The sequence below is a fragment of the Streptomyces sp. NBC_01304 genome, assembly GCF_035975855.1.
Taxonomy (GTDB): domain Bacteria; phylum Actinomycetota; class Actinomycetes; order Streptomycetales; family Streptomycetaceae; genus Streptomyces.
In genome coordinates, this window is record NZ_CP109055.1 from 6,139,480 (window position 1) to 6,158,994 (window position 19,515).

Below are 19,515 nucleotides of genomic sequence, written 5' to 3' on the forward strand. Positions count from 1 at the left end.
TGCGGCGGGGGGTTGGGGCGAGGTGGCTAGCGGTTGCTGCTGCGTGGGCTGTGGCGGTGCGCGAGGGCCTCGTAGGACGCGGCGAGGGCGGGCGCCGCGGACTCGTACGTACGCTGGGCGACGCCGACGAACAGGCAGTCCACGACCAGGAGTTGGGACGTACGGGAGGACATCGCGGCCGGGCGGAGTTCGCTCTCGCGGGCCGTGGAAGTGGTCAATATGTGGTCGGCGTACTGCGAGACCGGACCGTCCGGGCGGCCGGTGATCGCGATCGTCGTCGCGCCGTGCTCGAAGGCGACCCGCAGCGGCTCGATGACGTCGCCCGTCGAACCGGAGTGGGTGATCGCGATGGCCACGTCCTTGGCCTTCAGGGTCACGGCGTTCGTCACGGCCAGGTGCGGGTCGGAGTGGGCGTGCGCGATGTGGCCGATGCGGAGCAGCTTCTGCGCCAGGTCCTGGGCGACCAGGCCGGAGGCGGCGACGCCGTAGATCTCCGCGCGGCGGGCGGTGGCCAGGGCGGCGACGGCGGCCGAGAGCTGGCTCATGTCGAGGCCGGCGGCGGTGTCGGCGAGGGTCTGTTGCTCGTCGTACGCGAGCTTCGCGACGACGTCCGCGATCGGGTCGTCCACGGCGATGTCGGCGGTCACCGCGGGCGCCCGGCCCGACTGCTGCTGGGCGGCGAGCCCGGCGAGCGCGAGCCGCAGGTCCCGGTAGCCGGGGTAGCCGAGGAGGCGTGCCGTGCGGACCACGGTCGCCTCGCTGGTGCCGGTGAGCTCGGCGAGCCCGGTGACGGTCAGGGCCGCGCAGCCCGCGGGGTCACCGGCGACGGCCTCGGCGACCCGCTGCATCGAGCGGGTCATGGACGGAGCGAGGGTCCGCACCTTGGCAGCGAGCGCGGCCGGGGCGGGCGGGGCCGCCCCGCTGAAAATTTCCTTCACGTCATTGCTCACGCCTGAAAGATATTTTCCGTCTCCTTATGTCGTCAAGAGTCCATAGGGCCCGTGCGGGGCGAGGACCTTCGGCCGCGGCACCAGTGCCGGTGCGGGTGGGAGGCGGGGGAGGCGGGGGAGGCGGAGGAGGCGGATGGGGACAGACGGGACTCTTTCGGGCTTGGTGCCGCTGGGGCGCACAATGGCTGCATGGATTCCCCACTGGAGCGGGCGCTGCACGCGGCCCGCGCGCTCGTGCTCGCCGACCTGGTGGCGGGCGATGTAGCCGAGGCCGATGTCGTCTCCGTCGTCGAGGACGCGGTGGCGCACCGCCGGTGGTGGGTCGAGCAGTGGCCCGAAGGGGTCGGCTATGTGGCGGGGCTCGTCGCGCAGGACGTACAGGACGCGCTTCTCGAACGTCAGGGTCGCTGGCCGCTGTGTCCCGTGTGCGGCAGCGGGGATCCCCATGCGCTCGATGTGGAGCCCGAGTTGGGGCCCGATCCGCACTGGGTGTGCAGCGAGGCGGGGGTCGTGGTGGCCGCGGTGGGGTCGCTCGGGACGGTTCCGCGGTGACGGTCTACATCGACCCGGCGACCTGGCCGGGGCACGGCAGGCTGTGGTCCCACTTGATCAGCGACGTGTCGTACGACGAGCTGCACGCGTTCGCCGAGCGGGTGGGGTGTCCTCGGCGGGCCTTCGAGCGCGATCACTACGACGTGCCCTCGCACCGGTATGAGGATGCGGTGCGGGCGGGGGCCGTGGAGGTGTCGAGCCGGGAAGTGGTGCGGCTCCTCACCGAGGCGGGGCTGCGGCGGCCCAAGGGACGCCCGGCGCCGGCCTAGCCGTCCTGGCCGGCCTTGACCGCAGTTTCGTACACCTTCTTCGTCGCCTCGTCGAAGAGGACCGCCGTCGACTCGTCGTCCGTCTCGCCGCCGCTGAGTACCGCGATCATGCGGCCGCTGCGGCCCGGTCCCGCGAAGTCGGTCAGCCAGGGGCTGCCGCTGGTGCCGCCCCAGAATCCGCCGCACTTGATGCTCAGCATGAACGGCTGCTGCTCGTCCTGCGAGGTCCGGGTGCGGCAGGAGATCTGCTGGTTGTCGGGGTTGTGCTCGGCGTCGGGATAGCCGTACACCGTCACCTCGCGGTCGAACCCGGACGTGAAGTCGGGCACCGAACCACCCACCACGTCCTGGACGTTGCGCCCCTGCCCGTCCGGTTCGAGGGTGAGGAAGGCGTAGTCCGCGCGGTCGTCGGCCTGGTGCTTCCAGCGGTCGTCGAGGTACGCGCCCTTCACCCGCCACAGCCCGTACGGATGCTTGCCCTTGCCCGCCCCCTGGAAGTCCGGCGCGAAGGCCAGGTCCTGTTCGGTGAGGTCCTCGACCGTGCCGTCCTCAGTCACGTTCATGACGCAGTGCCCGGCCGTGGCGATCACGTTCCGGCCCGGGCTGTCGACCACGCTGGCCGTGCACCAGTGATCGCCGTCCGCCACCAGGACGCCCACCATCGGCAGCCCTTCCGAGGCGGTGGCATCGGTCTGCGGCTCGGGCGCGAAGACACTGGAGCAGCCCGTTGCGGCGGCCGCGAACAGGCACAGAGCGGCCGGCGCGGCCAGGGAGCGCGCGCGGGGTCGGAGTCGGATCTTCATGGGCTCAGCGGGTCCTCGGGTCCTCGGGTGCTCAGGCCTTGCGGGGCGGCGACGACAGGGCGCGCAGCGCCCACTCCAGCGGGCCGCGCTTCAGCGGTGTGCCGCGCAGGGCGTACTGCCAGACGCAGCAGGCGAGCACCGCCGTGACGCTGAACCACTTGAGCGCGTCCCAGCCGGTCCAGCCGTGCAGGGCGAAGGCCAGGGCCAGCGCGTGCACGACGTACACCGACAAGGCCATGGTGCCCACGGCGGCGAGCGGCCGCAGCACGCGCGCGGCGAGCGGGGCGCGGGCGAGAGCCACGGCGAGGCCGATCAGGGCGGCGCCGACGCCCGCGTTGCCGAGGGTTTCCAGCGGGGTCTGGCTGTACGGTCCGGCCACCGCGAGCCAGTCCCAGGAGGTGGAGGGGATGGCTCCGTACTGGCTGCCGAGGACGGCTCCGATCGGGTCGTCGCGCTCCAGCGCCCAGGGGTGCTCACGGGCGATCGCGGCGAGGAGGCCCTGGCGGGCGCCGCCCTTCTCGACCAGGAGCCAGGACAGTCCGTATCCGGCGAGCGCGGCGGCGGCTCCCCATGCGGTGAGGAGCCAGGCCGTGCGGGGGTGGTGCAGGCCCGCCGGGCGTGATCCGGTGCGGGTGGCGAGGCGGCCCAGGGCCAGGCCGATGAGGACGTACGGGAAGTAGGTCAGCAGCGGGTACGCGCCGGTCAGGAGCAGTTTCTCGGCCATCTCGCCGAAGCCGCTCCAGCTCGCCAGGTCCTGCGGGACCGGGGTGCCGCCGCGGCCCGAGGTGCGGTGGCCGAGCAGGTCGCCGAGGACGTACGAGGCCACGGGGCCCACGACGGCGCTCGCGGCCGCGATGATCGCGAGGGTGCGGGTGCGCAGGCGGGTGAAGGGCTCGGCGGCCAGGAAGTACACCGAGTAGAAGGCCAGGATGACGAGGATGCCGGGGGAGAGGCCGGCGAGGAGCAGGCCCAGGAGGCCGAGGATCGCGCTGCGGATCAGGAGGGGGCGCCAGCCCTCGCGCTGCCGCTGTCGTTGCTTGGCCAGGGCCAGGGAGAAGCCCGCGATCAGGGTGAAGACGGCCGGGGCCCGGCCGTCGGCCGCCACGAGGAGCCATCCCGCACCGATCGGCTCCGGGGGTGGGCCGACGTGGACGGCGAACATCCCCAGCACTGCGATGCCGCGTGCCGCGTCGAGGCCCGTGAGCCTTGTGGTGTCCCCTGCCATGCCCTTGAAGAGGGCAAAAGCGGAGTAAAGGTTCCTATTCGGGGCGTCCGGCGACGGCGTTGGCGGGGCTGGGGTCGTCGTTCAGCGCACTCGGCGCGTTCGCACTCGGCACGTTCGGGCTCGGCACGTTCGGGCTGTGCATCAGCGGGCGCGACGGCTTCGACGTGCTGCGCTCCCAGCGCAGGGCCGCGTACGTCAGGACCAGCGCCGCCAGCGTCAGCAGGGCCCCCGCCCACGCCGGGGAGCGGTAGCCGAAGTCCGCGTCGATGACCGTGCCGCCCAGCCAGGGGCCGAAGGCGTTGCCCGCGTTGAACGCAGCCGTGGCCGTCGCGGCGGCCAGGGTGGGGGCCGCGCTCGCCACGTTGAACATCCGGGCGTTCAGGGCCGGGGCCGTGTAGAACGCCGAGAACCCGACGAGGAACGACAGCGCGACGGCGACCGCCGCCGTGCCCGCGAACACCGCGAGGACGGCCAGGAACACCGTCGAGGCGAGGATGCCGCTGAACAGCACGCCGAAGAGGTTGGCGTCCGCGATCCGGCCGCCGAGCATCGTGCCCAGGAGCGCGCCGATGCCGAACAGGGCCAGGACGGTCGGGACCCAGCCCGAGGACAGGCCCGACACGTCCGTGAGGAGCGGTGCGAGATAGCTGAACGCGCAGAAGACGCCGCCGCCGGCGAGGGCGACCAGGGCCACCTGCAGCCAGACCTGGCCGTCCTTGTAGATGCTCAGCTCCCTCTTGAGCCGGGGCTTCTCGGCCGGGAGCGGGATGCGCGGGATGAGCGTGACGACGCCGACCAGGGCCACGGCCGAGGCCCCGCCCACCGCCCAGAACGCGGAGCGCCAGCCCAGGTGCTCGCCCAGGAAGGCACCGGCCGGGACGCCCAGGACGTTCGCGATCGACAGGCCGCCGATCATCACGGCCATGGCGCGGGCCCGCTGGGTCACCGCCACCATCGCGACGGCCGACGAGGCGCCGACCGCCCAGAAGCCGGCGCAGGCCAGCGCGCTGAGGATGCGGGAGGCGAAGAGCACTTCGTACGTGGGGGCCAGGGCCCCTGCTATCTGACCGAGGCCGAAGGCCGTGATCAGGGCGATCAGGGTGGCCTTGCGGGGGAGGCGGAGGGTGGCCGCGGCGAGTACCGGCGCTCCGATGACCATGCCTATCGCGAAGGCCGAGATGAGCAGGCCCGCCTGGGGGATCGACACGTTCATGTCGTCGGCGATGGGCGGGAGGAGGCCGGAGAGCATGAATTCGCTGGTGCCCAGGGCGAAGACGGCTAGGCCGAGCATGTATACGGCCAGGGGCATGCGGGTTCGCTCCGCTTGGTTGGGCATGTCAGGAGTGAACGCTTGGGTTGGGAGTGGCATTCCCTGCCGTGGTGTGAGCCTTGCCTCAGCGTGCTCGCGGGGGCGCTGCCCCCGGGCCCCCGGTCCTGGCCGGACGGGCCTTCTTTCGCCCCTCCCCGCCCCTTCCCGTAAGACTGCCGTCGGCTTCAAAGACTGTCCTCAAGCGCCGGACGGGCTGATTTATCAGCCCGTCCGGCGCTTGAGGACTTTCGGGAAGGGGCGGGGAGGGGAAGAAAAGGCAGGTCAGGCCCGCAGCTCGAACCGGGGCCCCTCGGCCGTCTCCGAGGCCCGGGTGAAGCCCGCCCGGTCCAGGACGCCCTGGGATGCCAGGTTGCCCGGTTCCGTGCGGGCGAAGACCAAGGTGACCTCGGGGGAGGTCAGGGCCCAGGCCGCCAGGGCCTGGAGGGCCTCCGTGGCGTAACCCTGGCGGCGAGCCGACGCCACGACGTCGTAGCCGATCTCGACCTGCCCCGCGAGAGGCGGCCCGTGGAAGCCCATCGCACCCACCGCCCGCCCATCCGAGCGCCGCACCAGCGCATAGGCCCCCCAGCCAGGCACATACGCCCCCTCGGCCGCCGCCTTCGCCGCGATCCCCGCCCCGGTCCGCGTGCCCTCCTCCGGACCGCCCGCGATCCAGGTGAAGCCACCGGGGCCGCCGAGGCTGAGATTGGTGGCGCGGTCCGGGGTGATCTCGATGAGGGTGAGGCGGGTGGTGGGCAGGGTGAGGGAGGTCTGCTGGTCGTCAGTCACGGCGTGATTATGCGCGGAGGAGTTCCAGCTCGGTAGCGATATTCCGGCGAGCCGGTTCCTCCCAGTGCGCCCGGCCGTGCGGAGTGTGGAACAGGCGGGGCAGAGCGAGGAGTTGGGCCAGGATGTCGGCCCGGCCGGAGCGGAAGGCCTCGGCGGGGACGAAGGCGTACTCCTCGCGTACGGCGGCCGTGTACGCGGCGTACGCCTCCGGGTCGGCGGCGAGGATCGCCAGGTCGGCGTCGCAGAGGACCTGGCCGTTGGCGTCGTCGGGCGCCGGGTCGTGGGTGAGGGTGAGGCGGACGAGGCGGGCCACTTCGGCGGTGCCTTCCGGCCCCAAGTCGGCCTCAGGAAGGGCGCGTTCGGCGAGTCGGGCCGAGCGCTCCTCGTTCTCCGACCGGTCGGGCGCGTACACCGCGTCGTGGAACCAGGCGGCCAGGCGTACGAGATCGGCGTCGGCCGCATGCTCTGCCAGTACGTCGACGTGGTCGAGGACCGCGATCAGGTGGGCGGTGGTGTGGTATTTGCGCTGTGGTTCGGCCCAGCGGGCGAGGAGGTTCGCGGCGTACGGAGCGGGGTCCGGGTGCGCGGCCCCCGCGCGGGCCCGGAGCAGGGTCTCGGCCCAGCGGGTGTGCAGGGCGGCTTCAAGGTCGGCCATGCGCTGAGCCTAGGCCCAGTCACGGAGAGGCCCCGGCTGGGACGATGCCCCTACCCCTGTTGGATAGTTGGGCTAGCTTGCTCACGTGGAACAGCTGATCGCCGAGGACCCGGCACACATAGGCCCGTACCGCTTGATCGCCCGTCTCGGCGCGGGCGGCATGGGCCTCGTCTACCTCGGCCGCTCCGAGGGCGGGCGGACCGTCGCGGTGAAGGTCGTGCAGGCCGAGTTCGCCGCGCAGCCCGACTTCCGCAGGCGGTTCGCACTGGAGGTGGACGCGGCCCGGCGGGTGGGCGGGGCGTGGACGGCCGCCGTGCTCGACTCCGACACCGAGGCGCGCGTGCCCTGGGTGGCGACGCGGTACGTGCCCGGCCCGTCCCTGCACGACGTCGTGGCCAAGGACTTCGGGCCGCTGCCCGAGGCGTCCGTACGCTTCCTCGCCGAGGGCCTCGCGCACGCACTGGTCGACATCCATCGGGCCGGGCTGATCCACCGGGACCTCAAGCCGTCCAACGTCCTGGTCACCGTGGACGGCCCGCGCGTCATCGACTTCGGTATCGCCCGCGCCCTGGAAACCCTCACGGAGGGCCCACTGACCCGCACCGGCGCGGTGATCGGATCCCCGGGCTTCATGTCCCCGGAGCAGGTGCGCGGGCAGCGCCTCACTCCCGCGTCCGACCTCTTCTGCCTGGGCTCGGTCCTCGCCTTCGCCGCGACCGGACGTTCGCCCTTCGGCACCGTCGACAGCGGACTGCACGCGCTGATGTTCCGTGTCGCCGAGGAAGAGCCCGACCTCGTCGGCGTACCGGAAGCCCTGCTGCCGCTCGTACGCGAGTGCCTGCGCAAGGACCCGTCCGCCAGGCCCACCCCGCAGGACCTCGTCACCCGCACCGCCACCGGCACGTCCGCCACCTGGCTCCCGGGCGAAGTGCTCGCCCAACTCGGCCGCAGCTCGGCCCAGTTGCTGGACTTCGCCCCGTCGCGACCGCAGCCGCTGCCGGCCACGCCCGCTCCGGCGCCCCTGCAGACTCCTACCGCCACGCCCACATCGCCGAACCCCTACCCGGCCCACCAGGCGCCTCCACTTCCGGCGCCACCATCGCCCGGGGCCTTCCCGCACTACGCGCCCACCCAAGGCGTCGACGGGGCCGGCCGGCCGCCAACTCCCCGGCGCCGACGCGCTGTCATCGTCGCCGCGGCTGCCGCCGCGGTCGTGCTCATCGGGGGTGTGCTGGTCGCTCTCAGTCCTTGGAAGGACGGCTCCTCCGGGGACGGTGACGGTGGCGGCGGGAGCACGGCCAGGCCCGTGCCGGAAGGCTTCGTCGGTAGCTGGGTGGGCGTTCAGGAGACCGACGTTGAGGACAAGGCCACAGGGGCCCCGGCGTCGTTGCTCACCCGGCTGACACTCGACAAGGGCGCCCGTGTCGATCAGAAGGCCGAGTACTCCGTGCTGGGCCTCGGCCGCCTGTGCGTCTACCAGCCCACCCTGACCTCGGCATCCACCGGCAAAGAGCCGGGCGCCACCTCGATCGAGGTGAGCGTGAGTGCCTCCACCTTGAAGCGCGCCGAGCCGAAGAGTGAGTTCGGGGAATGCGAGAAGCGGCAGCCTGCCATGACTCTCAAGAATCCAGGCGACGGCAAGGCCACCGTGACCGGCGACAACATCAAGAGCACCTTCGTCAAGGACGGGACTGTCGACCCGAAGGTGAAGGCGCTCGACAAGTTCAACGGACAGTGGGCCTACGATCCATCGGGCGACCCCCAATACGAGGTGGTCGGGGTGGCGATCGGCCATGGTCCCGGCCCGCGCGGCGTGCAGATCAGTATCCAGCCGGCCGGGACACCGGTGAGGATGTGCCTCTACTTGGCGCAGGCGTTCACCGTGCTGGAGGTCCGAGCGAGCGAAGAGCCGAAGCACTTGTACGTCACCCCGGGGCAGCTTCAGGCCGGCCCATCCGGCGAGGGCTGCGCTCAGGACGGCCCGCTCTTCAACATCACCCGAACCAAGAGCAGTAAGGACCTGACCTTCGCCCTGCGCTCCCCGGGCAAGGACGAGCTGCTGGCGACCGGGAAGCTGACCGGGTCCAACGGATAGGGCAACGTCACCGACAACCGGTGCGGGCCCATGGAGATGTCCGGGGGCGGACCGTACTGTGCGGCCATGGCTGACACTCACGATCCTGAGCTTCCCGGGCTGCTCCTCCGGACCGAACGAGACGCCCTGATACCGCTGTTGAGGTCCCGGCCCGACGACGACTTCGCGCTCTCGACCTGCTGTCCCGGCTGGACCGTGCGCGATGTGCTCGCGCACTGCGGCTCGGCCCTGATGCGCGTCATCGAGAGCCGCTTCGAGGAAGGCGCGTTCTCGCCCGAGGGCAATGACCGGGACATCGCCGAGCGCGCCTCCTGGTCGAACCAGGAGGTCGTCGACGAGCTGGAGCGGGCGATGGGTGAGGCCGGGCCGGTCATCGCCAAGTCCGGTGGGCTGTTCGATGCGGTGGCGCTGGGGGAGTGGATTCACGCGGGGGACGTACGGGAGGCGCTGGGCGAGCCCGGTGCCTATGCCGGGGAGGGGTTGGCGTACGCCCTCGACCTGTTGGTGCTGACGTCGCAGCAGGGCAATGGCATTCCCGTACACGCGGACCTGGACGGGCGTGACGAGCCGCTGGTGCTCGGGGTGGCCTCCGGGGAGCGGACTCCGGCCCGGTTCATCGGGGATGCCGCGACCCTGGTCCGGCTGTGCGCCGGGCGGCCGGTGATCGGGGTTCGGTATGAGCTGGCGGGGGCGAAGGTGGCCGAGCTGAATCTGTTCGGGGGCTAGGGCCTGTCTTCAAACTCCCGTCTGCCTCGCGACGCCTGGCACGCTCCCCCAAGCTCTTCGAGCAGGGGGGACCCCCTCTCGCCGCACCGGGCGAAAGCCCGAGTACGCCCGGTACGAGGACTTCCGCCCGGCACGCCGAGAGCACGCACCAGACGCCGCAAGGCCGCCCTTCGGGCGACGACGGGAGTTTGAAGACAGGCCCTAGGGCGTGTCCGGCGGATCTTCGCGGGCCCACGACGCCTGGCACGCGCCCCCAGCCTCCGGCCGGGGGTGCCCCCGCTCGCCGCACGCCCGAATCACCCAAGTACGTCCAGTACGAGGGCGATCCGGGCGCACGCCGAGAGCACGCACCAGACGCCGCGGGCTCTTCCGCGAAGATCCGCCGGACACGCCCTAGAGGGCCAGTACCAACGAGGCGATCGCCAGGGCGAGATAGGCCCCTGGGAACGCGATGTTGTAGAAGACGCGGGCGCGTACGTGAGTGATCAGCGCGCCCACGAAGAAGGCCACGAGGCCGGCCGCCGCGGCGACATCGATGAGCGGCACCCCGAGCAGACCGAGGAGCAGCCCCGCCGACCCTGCGAGCTTCAGCAGGGCCAGCGGGGTCAGCCAGGACTCGGGCACGCCGACCTTGGCCGAGTTGGCGAGGACCGCCTCGGTGCGCAGCAGGCTGATGACGGAGTCGTAGACGTTCGCTGCGATGGTGACGGCTGCGACGGCGACGTATGCGGTGAACATCGGTTTCTCCTGAGTGGTAGCTGCGATCCGTGGGTCCGGGCCGTGGGTCCGGGCTGGTGCTTCCACTCGTGCGACGGGTGGGGTGCGGGAAAGGTGACCGCCCCTCCGCCGACTCCCCCCTCGGACATCTCCCAACTCCCCATCGACATCCCGCTCTTGCATACCCCCTGGGGGCATGCTAGCTTCCCGTCTCGTTCATCCAGCTATACCCCATAGGGGTATATGGCTGAGTCGAGAGGGAAAGGTCGGGGTGGAAATGCCAACCACAAACCCGCGTCGCTGGTGGGCACTGCTCGTGCTCGCCGCCGCGCAGTTCATGGTGATCATGGATACGAGCATCATCGGAGTGGCCCTGCCGAAGATGCGCGAGGATCTGGGCTTCTCGCAGGGCGAGTTGCAGTGGGTGTTCAACGCGTACGTCATCGCGTTCGGCGGGCTGTTGCTGCTCGGTGGGCGACTGTCCGATCTGCTCGGCGCGCGACGGGTGTTCAGCGCCGGGTGGGTCGTCCTGATCGGGGGGTCTGTTGTTGCGGCCGCCGCGCAGACCGCCTGGGTCGAGGTCGTCGGGCGGGCCGTGCAGGGCGTGGGCGGTGCGCTGATCGCGCCCGCTGCGATGACCCTGCTGATGATGCTCTTCGCGCACGACCCGAAGGAGCTCGGCAAGGCGATGGCGCTGTACGGTGCCGCGGCGCCGGCCGGCGGTACGGCGGGCGTGTTCCTCGGGGGCGTCTTCACCGAGTGGCTGAGCTGGCCGTGGATCTTCATCATCTACGTACCGATCGGCGTCGCCACGCTGGCGGCCGTGAAGCTGCTGCCCGAGGTGGGCCGGCGGGGCGGTTCCGTGGACGTGCTCGGGGCTGCGGCGGTCACGGCGGGGCTCGCGCTCGCTGTGTTCGCGGTGGTGCGGGCGCCGGAGGTCGGCTGGGGATCGGCGGGTACGGTCCTCCAACTTGTGGGCGCTGCTGGGCTGTTGGGGCTCTTCTTCGTCCTTCAGCGGAGTGTGCGGGAGCCGTTGATGCCGCTCGGGATCTGGCGGGTGCCGCGGCTCGGGTCGTCGAACCTGGCGATGGCGCTCCTTGGCGCGGCCTGGATTCCGATGTGGTACTTCCTCAACCTCTACCTGCAGCAGGTGCTGGGATACGGCGCGTTCGCGTCGGGGGCGGCCCTGCTCCCGACGACCGTACTGCTGATGATCTTCATGACCGCCATCACGGCCAGGCTGCTGGCCCGCTTCGGCGCCAAGTCGCTGATCGGGGCGGGGTTGTTGGTCCTGGCGCTGGGGTTGGTGTGGCTGTCCGCCGTGGAGCCCACCGGGTCGTTCGTGGTGGACGTGCTGCCGGCGTCGCTGGTGGCCGCGCTCGGGATGTCGCTGGCCTACATCCCGGCGATGATGGCCGCGCTTTCAGGGGCTCCGCAGGAGCAGGCGGGGTTGGCGTCCGGGATCGTGAACACGACCTATCAGGTGGGGTCGGCGTTGGGGCTGGCGGCTTTGACCGCTCTTGCCACCTCGCGAGGTGCCGGTCAGCTGGGGGACTTGGGCGCGCTGACGGATGGGTTCCGGGCCGCGTTCGTCGGGGCGGCGGGCGTCGCGGCGCTGGGCGGGGTTGTCACGTTGCTGGTGATGCGCGGTTCGGGCTCGGGCTCGGGCCGTTCTGCACAGGCTGTGGACGAGGGGGTCCATGTGTAGCCACGGGAACGCGGATCGCTTGGAGCCACCTCGAAGTGCCCTTTCCATAAGGGTGGTTCGGGGTGGCTCAGTGCGTTGGGCGGTAGCGGGGGAACCTGGACGCGTCGCTCATCCACTGGCCCAGCTGGACCGTGTCGCCGAACTCGTTGCTGCGCGGGGTGGTGCACACGGTTCTCGGCTGTTGCTCGTGTCCGCCCTCGCGGGGAGGTGGGGGTGGGGTGGGGAGCGGGATTCCGGCTAGGTCGTGTGGTGTGAGCTTGGGGCGGGGGCGCGGCGGAGGGGTGGGCGATCGGGGTGGGGGTAGGGGCAACTGCTCAACTGCTCAACTGCCTGATTGCGTGGCTGGTGGGGGTGGGTGGTTGCGCGGACCTCCGTCTGTTTCGTTGCTGGCTGCGGGCGCTCGGTGGCTGGCTTTCCCCAATTGCTGTCAGTACGGGGCCCGGGGAGGTGGCTGCCGGTGATGGAAGAGGCGGGGGCAGGGCAAAGACAAAGACCGCAGCGAGAGAAAGGGGATGGAGGGGAAGTGCAGGCCCGGCGGGGGGAGGTGCGGGCTCGGGACGGGGAGTGCGAGCTCAGGAGGGGGAGACGCGAGCCGGTGGGGGGAGGTGCGGGCTCGGGACGGGGAGGTGCGGGTTCGGTGGGGGAAGCGCTGGCCCGGCGGGGAAGGAAGTGCGGGCTCGGGAGGGGGGACGCGGGCTCGGGACGGGGAAGTGCGGGTCCGACGGGGGGAGATGCGGGCCCCGGGACGGAGAAGTGCGGGCCCGGCGGGGGGAAGTGCTGGCTCGGGGCTGGGAGTGCGGGCTCGGGAGGGGGAGACGCGGGCCCGGGACGGGGAAGTGCGGGTCCGGTGGGGGGAGACGCGGGCTCGGGGCGGGGAAGTGCGGGTCCGGTGGGGGGAGATGCGGGCTCGGGGCGGGGAAGTGCAGGCCCGGCGGGGGAAGCGCTGGCCCGGGACAGGGGGTGTGAGCTCGGGAGGGGGAGACGTGAGCCCGGGACCGGGAGGCTGGGGCTGGCCGGGCGGAAGGTGGCGTCGGGGTGCCCGGTTTGCCCGTTAGGTGAGCCCCTTTCCTGCCGCGAGGCGGCGGAGGGCGGGGTCTGGAGGCTTAGTGGGGGGAATGGGGCGCGAGAGCGTCCCTTTTGTGGTGGTTCTGTTGCCCGTTTTCCCCCACTAGGCCCCCAGCCTGCCCTCCGAGCCCCCAGCCGCCCCCAAGTCCTCGCCCGTCCCCTTTCCTCGCCCGCCCTTCGGGCCCTCGCCCGCCCTCCGAGCCCCCGCCCACCCCCACCGGACCCGCACTTCCCCGTCCCGAGCCCGTATCTCCCCGTCCCGGGCCAGCGCCTCCCCCACCAGGCCCGCACTATCCCGTCCCGAGCCCGCATCCCCCCACCGGGCTCGCGTCTCCCCCCTCCCGGGCTCGCACTCCCAGCCCCGGGCCAGCACTTCCCCCACCGGGCCCGCACTTCCCCGTCCCAAGCCCGCACCTCCCCCCGCCGGGCCCGCACTTCCCCTCCAGCCCCCTCCCCCTCCCCCCTCCATCCCCTTCTCTCGCTGCGGTCTTTTGTCTTTTGTCTTTGCTCTTCCCCCACCTCTTCCATCACCGGCAACTTTCCTCCTGGGCCCCGTACTGACATCAGTTGGGGAAAGCCAGCCACCGAACACCCGCAGCCGACAACGAAACAGACGGAGGTCCGCGCAACCACCCACCCACCCCAGCCACGCAATCAGGCAGTTGAGCAGTTGAGCAGTTACCTCAGGCCTCAGGCCTCAGGCCTCAAGGCGCGGCTTCGCCAGGGGCCTCGGACGAGAGCGCCTCGGACGAAAACGCCGCAGACGAAAACGCTGGACGGGCTGACCAAGTCAGCCCGTCCAGCGCTTGAGAGCTTTCGGTAGAACCTCCGGAGAGCTACGCCGCCTTGAACCCCCGCAGCCGCAGCGAGTTCGCCACCACGAAGACCGACGAGAACGCCATCGCCGCCCCCGCGATCATCGGGTTCAACAGCCCCGCCGCCGCCAGCGGAATCGCCGCCACGTTGTAGGCGAAGGCCCAGAACAGGTTCGACTTGATCGTGCCCAGCGTCTTCCGCGAGAGCCGGATCGCGTCCGCGGCGGACCTCAAGTCACCGCGTACGAGCGTCAGATCGCCCGCCTCGATCGCCGCATCCGTACCCGTACCCATGGCCAACCCCAGGTCAGCCTGTGCCAGCGCCGCCGCGTCGTTGACGCCGTCGCCGACCATCGCGACCGACTTGCCCTCCGACTGGAGCCGCTTGACCACGTCGACCTTGTCCTCGGGCATGACCTCCGCGATCACGTGCTCCGGGGCGATCCCCACCTCCGCGGCGACCGACTCGGCAACCGCCTGGTTGTCGCCGGTGAGGAGGATCGGGGTCAGGCCCAGCGCGCGCAGGCGCCGGATGGCCTCCGGGCTCGTCTCCTTCACCGCGTCCGCGACCTCGAGGACCGCGCGGGCCTCGCCGTCCCAGGCCACCGCGATGGCCGTACGGCCGGCGGCTTCGGCGGAGGCCTTGGCGCGCTCCAGCTCCACGGGGAGCGTGATCGCCCACTCGGCGAGCAGCTTCTCGCGGCCGACCAGGACCGCGTGGCCCTCGACGACGCCCTGGACGCCGAGGCCGGCGACGTTGGTGAAGTCCTCCGGGGTGGGCAGCGCACCGATCTGCTGAACAGCGCCCGCGGCGACCGCCTGGGCGATGGGGTGCTCCGAGGCGTGCTCCAACGCGCCTGCCAGGCGCAGGACTTCGGACTCCGGAACACCCTCAGCGGTGTGCGTGGCGAGCAGAGCCATGCGGCCCGTCGTCACCGTGCCGGTCTTGTCGAGGACGATCGTGTCGACCTTGCGGGTCGTCTCCAGGACCTCCGGGCCCTTGATCAGGATGCCGAGTTGGGCGCCGCGCCCGGTGCCGACCATGAGCGCGGTCGGAGTGGCGAGGCCCAGGGCGCAGGGGCAGGCGATGATCAGGACGGCGACCGCGGCGGTGAAGGCGGCGGTCAGTCCGGAGCCGTTGCCGAGCCAGAAGCCGAGGGTGGCGAGGGCGAGGCCGATCACGACCGGGACGAAGACGCCGGAGATCTTGTCGGCGAGCCGCTGGGCCGCCGCCTTGCCGTTCTGCGCGTCCTCAACGAGCTTGGCCATCCTGGCCAGTTGGGTGTCGGCACCGACCCGGGTGGCCTCGACGACCAGGCGGCCGCCCGCGTTCAGGGTCGCGCCGGTCACCGCGTCGCCGACCGCGACCTCCACCGGTACCGACTCCCCGGTCAGCATCGACGCGTCCACGGCCGAGGAGCCCTCGACCACCAGGCCGTCCGTGGCGATCTTCTCGCCGGGCCGGACCAGGAAGCGGTCGCCGACCTTCAACTCGGCGGTGGGGATGGTCTCTTCGCCGCCGTCCGCGCGGATGACCGTGACGTCCTTCGCGCCGAGCTGCAGCAGCGCCTTGAGCGCCGCGCCCGCCTTCCGCTTCGAGCGGGCCTCGAAGTAGCGGCCCGCCAGGATGAAGGCCGTCACACCGGCTGCCGCTTCGAGGTAGATGTTCCCCGCGCCGTCCGTGCGGGCGATGGTCAGCTCGAAGGGGTGTGTCATGCCGGGCGTGCCCGCCGTGCCGAAGAACAGCGCCCACAGCGACCAGAGGAAGGCCGCCGACGTACCGACCGAGATCAGTGTGTCCATCGTCGCCGCGCCGTGCTTGGCGTTCGTCCAGGCGGCCCGGTGGAAGGGCCAGGCGGCGTACGTCACCACGGGCGCGGCGAGGGTCAGTGACAGCCACTGCCAGTACTCGAACTGCAGCGCCGGGATCATCGCCATGGCGATCACCGGGACGGCGAGCGCGACGGCCGCGGTCAGGCGCTGGCGCAGGGGGCGCAGTTCGTCCGCGGCCGCCTGCTCCTCCTGTTCCGCCGTCGGTACGTCGCCGGGGCCGGCCGCTGTTCTCGGCGGTTCCGGCTCCTTCGCCGTGTAGCCGGTCGCCTCGACCGTGGCGATCAGGTCCTGGACCGCGATGTCCTCACGGAAGCTGACCTTCGCCTTCTCGGTGGCGTAGTTGACGGTCGCCTCGACGCCCTCCATGCGGTTGAGCTTCTTCTCGATGCGGGCGGCGCAGGAGGCGCAGGTCATGCCGCCGATGGCGAGCTCGACGCTGGCCGCTTCCCGGGTCGGGGTGGACATGTTCTGCTCCTCGGTCGTGGTGAGTCTTTGCTTTGGCCGGTCTTGGTGACACTGCTCCGAGTACCCCCTGGGGGTATCTCTCGTGCTGGATTCATGTATACCCCCCCACCCCATTCGATGCAAGGGGCTCCCACCGCTTGACTTCATACCCCTAGGGGGTATCTTCATGTGCATCGTCAGGCATTGCACGTCAGGCATTGCACGTCAGGCATCGCACATCAGGCATCGCATCGACAGGAGCTCGTCATGAACACCGGACTGAAGATCACCGTCTTCGCGGCCGCGCTCGCCGCCACCTTCGGCACCGCGTACGGAGTGGGCAGCGGGGTCGACCCCGTCGTGGCGAAGGCGGACAAGGGCGGCGCCTCGCATGCCGGGCACGGGGAGAAGGGGAAGGGGGCGGCCGAGGGTGGGGCTGCCGCCGTCGAGATTCCCGGTGGGCTGCAGGTGTCCCAGGGCGGCTACACCCTCGACCTGGAGACCCGCCGCCTCGACGCAGGCAAGCGCGCCACGCTCAGTTTCGCCATCGAGGACGACGCGGGGCGCAAGGTCACCGCGTACGAGCGGGAACACGAGAAGGAACTGCACCTGATCATCGCGTCCCGGGACCTCGGGGTGTTCCGGCATCTGCACCCCACGCGGGCCGCCGACGGGACCTGGTCCACGCCGGTGGAGCTGGAGCAGGCGGGCGGCTACCGGGTGTTCGCCGACTTCAAGGCGAAGGGCGCGAAGGAAGGGCTGACGCTGGGGTCGGACCTGGCCGTCTCCGGGAAGTACGCGCCGCGCGAGCTGCCCGCGGTGAACGCGGTCGACGAGGTCGACGGCTACGAGGTGAAGCTCGCCGGGAAGCTGACCCCCGGCAAGGCCGGTGAGCTGCGGCTCAGCGTGGCGAAGGGGGGCAAGCCGGTGACGGACCTGCAGCCCTATCTGGGGGCGTACGGACATCTCGTCGCGCTGCGCTCCGGGGACCTCGCCTATCTGCACGTCCACCCGAACGAGGGCGGGCCCGGCCCGGAGGTCTCCTTCACGGCGACCGCGCCGAGCAAGGGCGCGTACCGGCTCTTCCTGGACTTCAAGCACGGTGGAGAGGTGCGGACGGCGGCGTTCACGGTGACTGCGGGTGGGGCCGTGGCCGGCTCCGACTCGGGGGCCGGGGCGGGGCGTGAGGAGGAAGGCGAGTCCGGGCATGCGCACTGATCGGGGCCGATCGAGGGCTGATCGGCGCTGATCGGCACCCGGGGCGGCTCTGGGGCGCGTACTCTGGACTATTGGACTAGACCTATAAGTCCTGTAGCCGCCTTCAGTGAGATTGGGGTCCCATGAGCAAGCGTGCAGTCCTGGAGGTGATCGCCCTCGACGCCGAGGACGCGATCGCCGCCCAGGCCGGAGGTGCGGACCGCCTCGAGATGGTCTCGGACATGGCCGCGGACGGGCTCACGCCGTCCCTGGAGACCTTTGCCGCGATCCGCTCCTCCGTGGATATCTCGCTGCGCGTGATGCTGCGGGCCTCGGACGGCTTTGCCGCCGGGGATGCCGGGGACGTGGATGCGCTGGTGCGTTCTGCGCGGGCACTTCGGGCGGAGGGCGCGGACGAGTTCGTGCTCGGCTTCCTCGATGAGACGGGTGGGGCGGATCTGGGTGCCGTGGAGCGGGTTGTCGAGGCGCTGGACGGGGCGCGGTGGACGTTCCACCGGGCCATTGATCGGGCCGCCGATCGGGACTCGTTGCGGAAGCAGCTTGGGGAGTTGCCGGGGCTGGATACGTATCTGACGGCGGGTGCCGCCGGCGGGGTCGATGAGGGGATGCCTACGCTGTTGGCCGAGGCCTCGCGGCGTGGGGAGCCCGGGTATGAGCCGCAGATTCTGGTGGGCGGAGGGCTGGCCCTCTCGCACCTTCCGCAGTTGAAGGCGGGGGGTGTCGACGCGTTCCACATCGGGAGTGCGGCGCGGCCCTCCGGGTGGTCGGCTCCGGTTTCGGCTGCCGCCGTGGCTGAGTGGCGTGCGGCCGTGGACGCGTAATTTTCCCCTACCCGCCCCTTCCCGTAAGGCTGCCGCCGGCTTCAAAGATTGTCCTCAAACGCCGGACGGGCTGATGAATGAGCCCTGAAGCTCCGCAGGATTTCGGGAAGGGGCGGGGTGGGGGGAAGATCGGTTCATGACCGAGATCCGCACCCCCCGCCTCATCCTTCGCCGCTGGAGCGACGACGACCTCGTGCCCATGGCCGAGATCAACGCCGACCCCGCCGTCATGCAATGGATCGGGGACGGGGACGTCCAGGATCTTGAGGAGACCGCCGAGTTTCTGGAGCGGGTCGAGGAGGAGTGGGACGACGAAGGGTTCGGGCTCTTCGCCGTCGAGCTGCTCGGGTCCGGCGAGCTGGCCGGATTCACCGGGCTCTCCGTGCCCACCTTCCTGCCCGAGCTGGCGCACGAGGTGGCGATCGGCTGGCGGCTCGGCCGGCAGTTCTGGGGCCAGGGGTACGCCTCCGAAGCCGCCCAGGCCACCTTGGAGTTCGCCCTTCAGGACCGGGGCCTGGATCGCGTCATCAGCATCGACCGGACCGGTAACACCGCCTCCGGGAACGTCATGCGCAAGCTGGGGATGACGCTGGAGCGCGATGTGGTCCATCCCGAGTTCGGCCATCAGCTGCAGATCCATGCGATCGATCTCACCGAGTACCAGGCCTGACAACTCCCGCCACGCGGACGGCGGTTGTCAGTGCTCGGCCCTACCGTGGCGGCCATGAGCGAAGACAACTTCTGGACGGTTCCGGCCGACCGTGAGGTGCGCGGGCACGGTGAGTACACCATCACCCTCGTCCGCCCGCCCTTCCCCGTCGGCACCGGGCCCAGCACACATGTCACGGTCAAGGAGCTCGCGCCCCACGACCCGGTGCGGGCCCGGGAGTTCGCCGAGGCCTTCGGGACCGTGGACGCCGTCCTCGAAGAGCTCCCCCTCACCGACGCCCTCCCGGGCGGCTCCCCGTGGACGCGGGCCGACCTGGACGTCATCACCGTCGGCTGCTGGGGCAACGTCATCGGCATATCCGACCCCGCCCTCGTGGACAACGGCAACGACTGCCCCGTACTCGAACAGACCGAAGCCCTCCGCGAGCGCTACCCCGACGCCCGGATCATCGGGTCCGTCGACTCCGACATGGGTGCGGATCACCACGAGCACACCGTCTACCTCCCCGAAGGGCCGACGCTGCACTCCGAGGGCTGGGGCGGCGACCGTTGGGATCTGACGGGCGACCCGCACGCCGTCCTGAAGGCGCTCGGCATCACGGCCGAGTCCCTGGTCGGGACGGACGCCGAGCTGTCCGAGGACCCCTCCGACACGAACTGGGACGCCTTCGGGGCGCTCGCGCTCGGGCCCTGGTCGCCGTGGGGATTCCCGACCCCCAAGATGTCCGCGTTCCGGGTCCGGCACACCGAGGGTGCCGTGGCCCTGATGGAGGAGATCTGGCGCCTGGCCGACTGGGACGCCTGACCGCCTGGGACGCCTGGCCGCCTGGGACGCCTGACCGCCTGGAACGG

General features: G+C 71.2%; 17 protein-coding genes. 9 read left to right on the top strand and 8 right to left on the bottom strand.

Going from position 1 to position 19,515, the window contains the following annotated elements:
* Window positions 1-26 precede the first annotated feature (26 nt).
* On the bottom strand, window positions 27-950 hold the full coding sequence (locus OG430_RS27410) for a MurR/RpiR family transcriptional regulator (protein ID WP_327355261.1): 924 nt from the start codon (window positions 948-950) through the stop codon (window positions 27-29).
* A 189-nt stretch (window positions 951-1,139) separates the two neighbouring features.
* On the opposite strand from OG430_RS27410, the gene OG430_RS27415 reads away from it, so the two are divergent.
* Together OG430_RS27415 and OG430_RS27420 are read left to right on the top strand one after the other, a co-directional pair.
* Entirely contained in the window at window positions 1,140-1,502 is a 363-nt protein-coding gene (locus OG430_RS27415; protein WP_327355262.1) for a hypothetical protein, read from the top strand.
* Entirely contained in the window at window positions 1,499-1,771 is a 273-nt protein-coding gene (locus OG430_RS27420; RefSeq protein ID WP_327355263.1) for a DUF4031 domain-containing protein, read from the top strand. Before OG430_RS27415 ends, OG430_RS27420 begins: the two co-directional genes overlap by 4 nt.
* On the opposite strand, the gene OG430_RS27425 is transcribed toward OG430_RS27420, so the two are convergent.
* The 5 genes from OG430_RS27425 to OG430_RS27445 all read right to left on the bottom strand — a co-directional run bounded on the left by OG430_RS27425 (window position 1,768) and on the right by OG430_RS27445 (window position 6,552).
* Window positions 1,768-2,574 (bottom strand): trypsin-like serine peptidase, encoded by an 807-nt coding sequence (locus tag OG430_RS27425; RefSeq protein ID WP_327355264.1) that lies wholly within the window; start codon window positions 2,572-2,574, stop codon window positions 1,768-1,770. The two genes, OG430_RS27420 and OG430_RS27425, sit on opposite strands and share 4 nt — an antisense overlap.
* Window positions 2,575-2,605: 31 nt before the next feature.
* Window positions 2,606-3,799 carry a heparan-alpha-glucosaminide N-acetyltransferase domain-containing protein gene (locus tag OG430_RS27430; RefSeq protein WP_327355265.1) on the bottom strand — a complete coding sequence of 398 codons (1,194 nt, stop codon included), beginning with the start codon at window positions 3,797-3,799 and terminating at the stop codon, window positions 2,606-2,608.
* A gap of 34 nt (window positions 3,800-3,833) precedes the next feature.
* On the bottom strand, window positions 3,834-5,108 hold the full coding sequence (locus OG430_RS27435) for a Cmx/CmrA family chloramphenicol efflux MFS transporter (RefSeq protein WP_327355267.1): 1,275 nt from the start codon (window positions 5,106-5,108) through the stop codon (window positions 3,834-3,836).
* Window positions 5,109-5,390: 282 nt separating this feature from the next.
* Window positions 5,391-5,897 (bottom strand): GNAT family N-acetyltransferase, encoded by a 507-nt coding sequence (locus OG430_RS27440; RefSeq protein WP_327355268.1) that lies wholly within the window; start codon window positions 5,895-5,897, stop codon window positions 5,391-5,393.
* Window positions 5,898-5,904: 7 nt separating this feature from the next.
* On the bottom strand, window positions 5,905-6,552 hold the full coding sequence (locus OG430_RS27445) for an HD domain-containing protein (RefSeq protein ID WP_327355269.1): 648 nt from the start codon (window positions 6,550-6,552) through the stop codon (window positions 5,905-5,907).
* An 85-nt stretch (window positions 6,553-6,637) separates the two neighbouring features.
* On the opposite strand from OG430_RS27445, the gene OG430_RS27450 reads away from it, so the two are divergent.
* Both OG430_RS27450 and OG430_RS27455 read left to right on the top strand, forming a co-directional pair.
* Entirely contained in the window at window positions 6,638-8,647 is a 2,010-nt protein-coding gene (locus tag OG430_RS27450) for a serine/threonine-protein kinase (RefSeq protein ID WP_327355270.1), read from the top strand.
* 66 nt (window positions 8,648-8,713) lie between these two features.
* Window positions 8,714-9,373, top strand: coding sequence for a maleylpyruvate isomerase family mycothiol-dependent enzyme (locus OG430_RS27455; RefSeq protein ID WP_327355271.1), 660 nt, complete (start codon window positions 8,714-8,716; stop codon window positions 9,371-9,373).
* A 393-nt stretch (window positions 9,374-9,766) separates the two neighbouring features.
* On the opposite strand, the gene OG430_RS27460 is transcribed toward OG430_RS27455, so the two are convergent.
* Window positions 9,767-10,111 (bottom strand): DoxX family protein, encoded by a 345-nt coding sequence (locus OG430_RS27460; RefSeq protein ID WP_327355272.1) that lies wholly within the window; start codon window positions 10,109-10,111, stop codon window positions 9,767-9,769.
* Between the two features lie 256 nt (window positions 10,112-10,367).
* Here OG430_RS27460 and OG430_RS27465 point away from each other — a divergent pair, with 256 nt between their 5' ends.
* Window positions 10,368-11,798, top strand: a complete 1,431-nt coding sequence (locus tag OG430_RS27465; protein WP_327355273.1) for an MFS transporter — start codon at window positions 10,368-10,370, stop codon at window positions 11,796-11,798.
* Between the two features lie 1,901 nt (window positions 11,799-13,699).
* On the opposite strand, the gene OG430_RS27470 is transcribed toward OG430_RS27465, so the two are convergent.
* Window positions 13,700-15,976, bottom strand: coding sequence for a heavy metal translocating P-type ATPase (locus OG430_RS27470; RefSeq protein ID WP_327355274.1), 2,277 nt, complete (start codon window positions 15,974-15,976; stop codon window positions 13,700-13,702).
* Between the two features lie 246 nt (window positions 15,977-16,222).
* On the opposite strand from OG430_RS27470, the gene OG430_RS27475 reads away from it, so the two are divergent.
* From OG430_RS27475 to OG430_RS27490, 4 genes are all read left to right on the top strand, one after another.
* Entirely contained in the window at window positions 16,223-17,173 is a 951-nt protein-coding gene (locus OG430_RS27475) for a hypothetical protein (protein ID WP_327355275.1), read from the top strand.
* Between the two features lie 122 nt (window positions 17,174-17,295).
* The gene (locus OG430_RS27480) at window positions 17,296-17,994 is read left to right on the top strand and encodes a copper homeostasis protein CutC (RefSeq protein WP_327355276.1); all 699 of its coding nucleotides are present in this window, start codon (window positions 17,296-17,298) and stop codon (window positions 17,992-17,994) included.
* 136 nt (window positions 17,995-18,130) lie between these two features.
* Complete coding sequence (locus tag OG430_RS27485) at window positions 18,131-18,664, top strand: GNAT family N-acetyltransferase (RefSeq protein WP_327355277.1); 534 nt, start codon at window positions 18,131-18,133, stop codon at window positions 18,662-18,664.
* Window positions 18,665-18,718: 54 nt separating this feature from the next.
* Window positions 18,719-19,468 (top strand): DUF6333 family protein, encoded by a 750-nt coding sequence (locus tag OG430_RS27490; protein ID WP_327355278.1) that lies wholly within the window; start codon window positions 18,719-18,721, stop codon window positions 19,466-19,468.
* Window positions 19,469-19,515 lie beyond the last annotated feature (47 nt).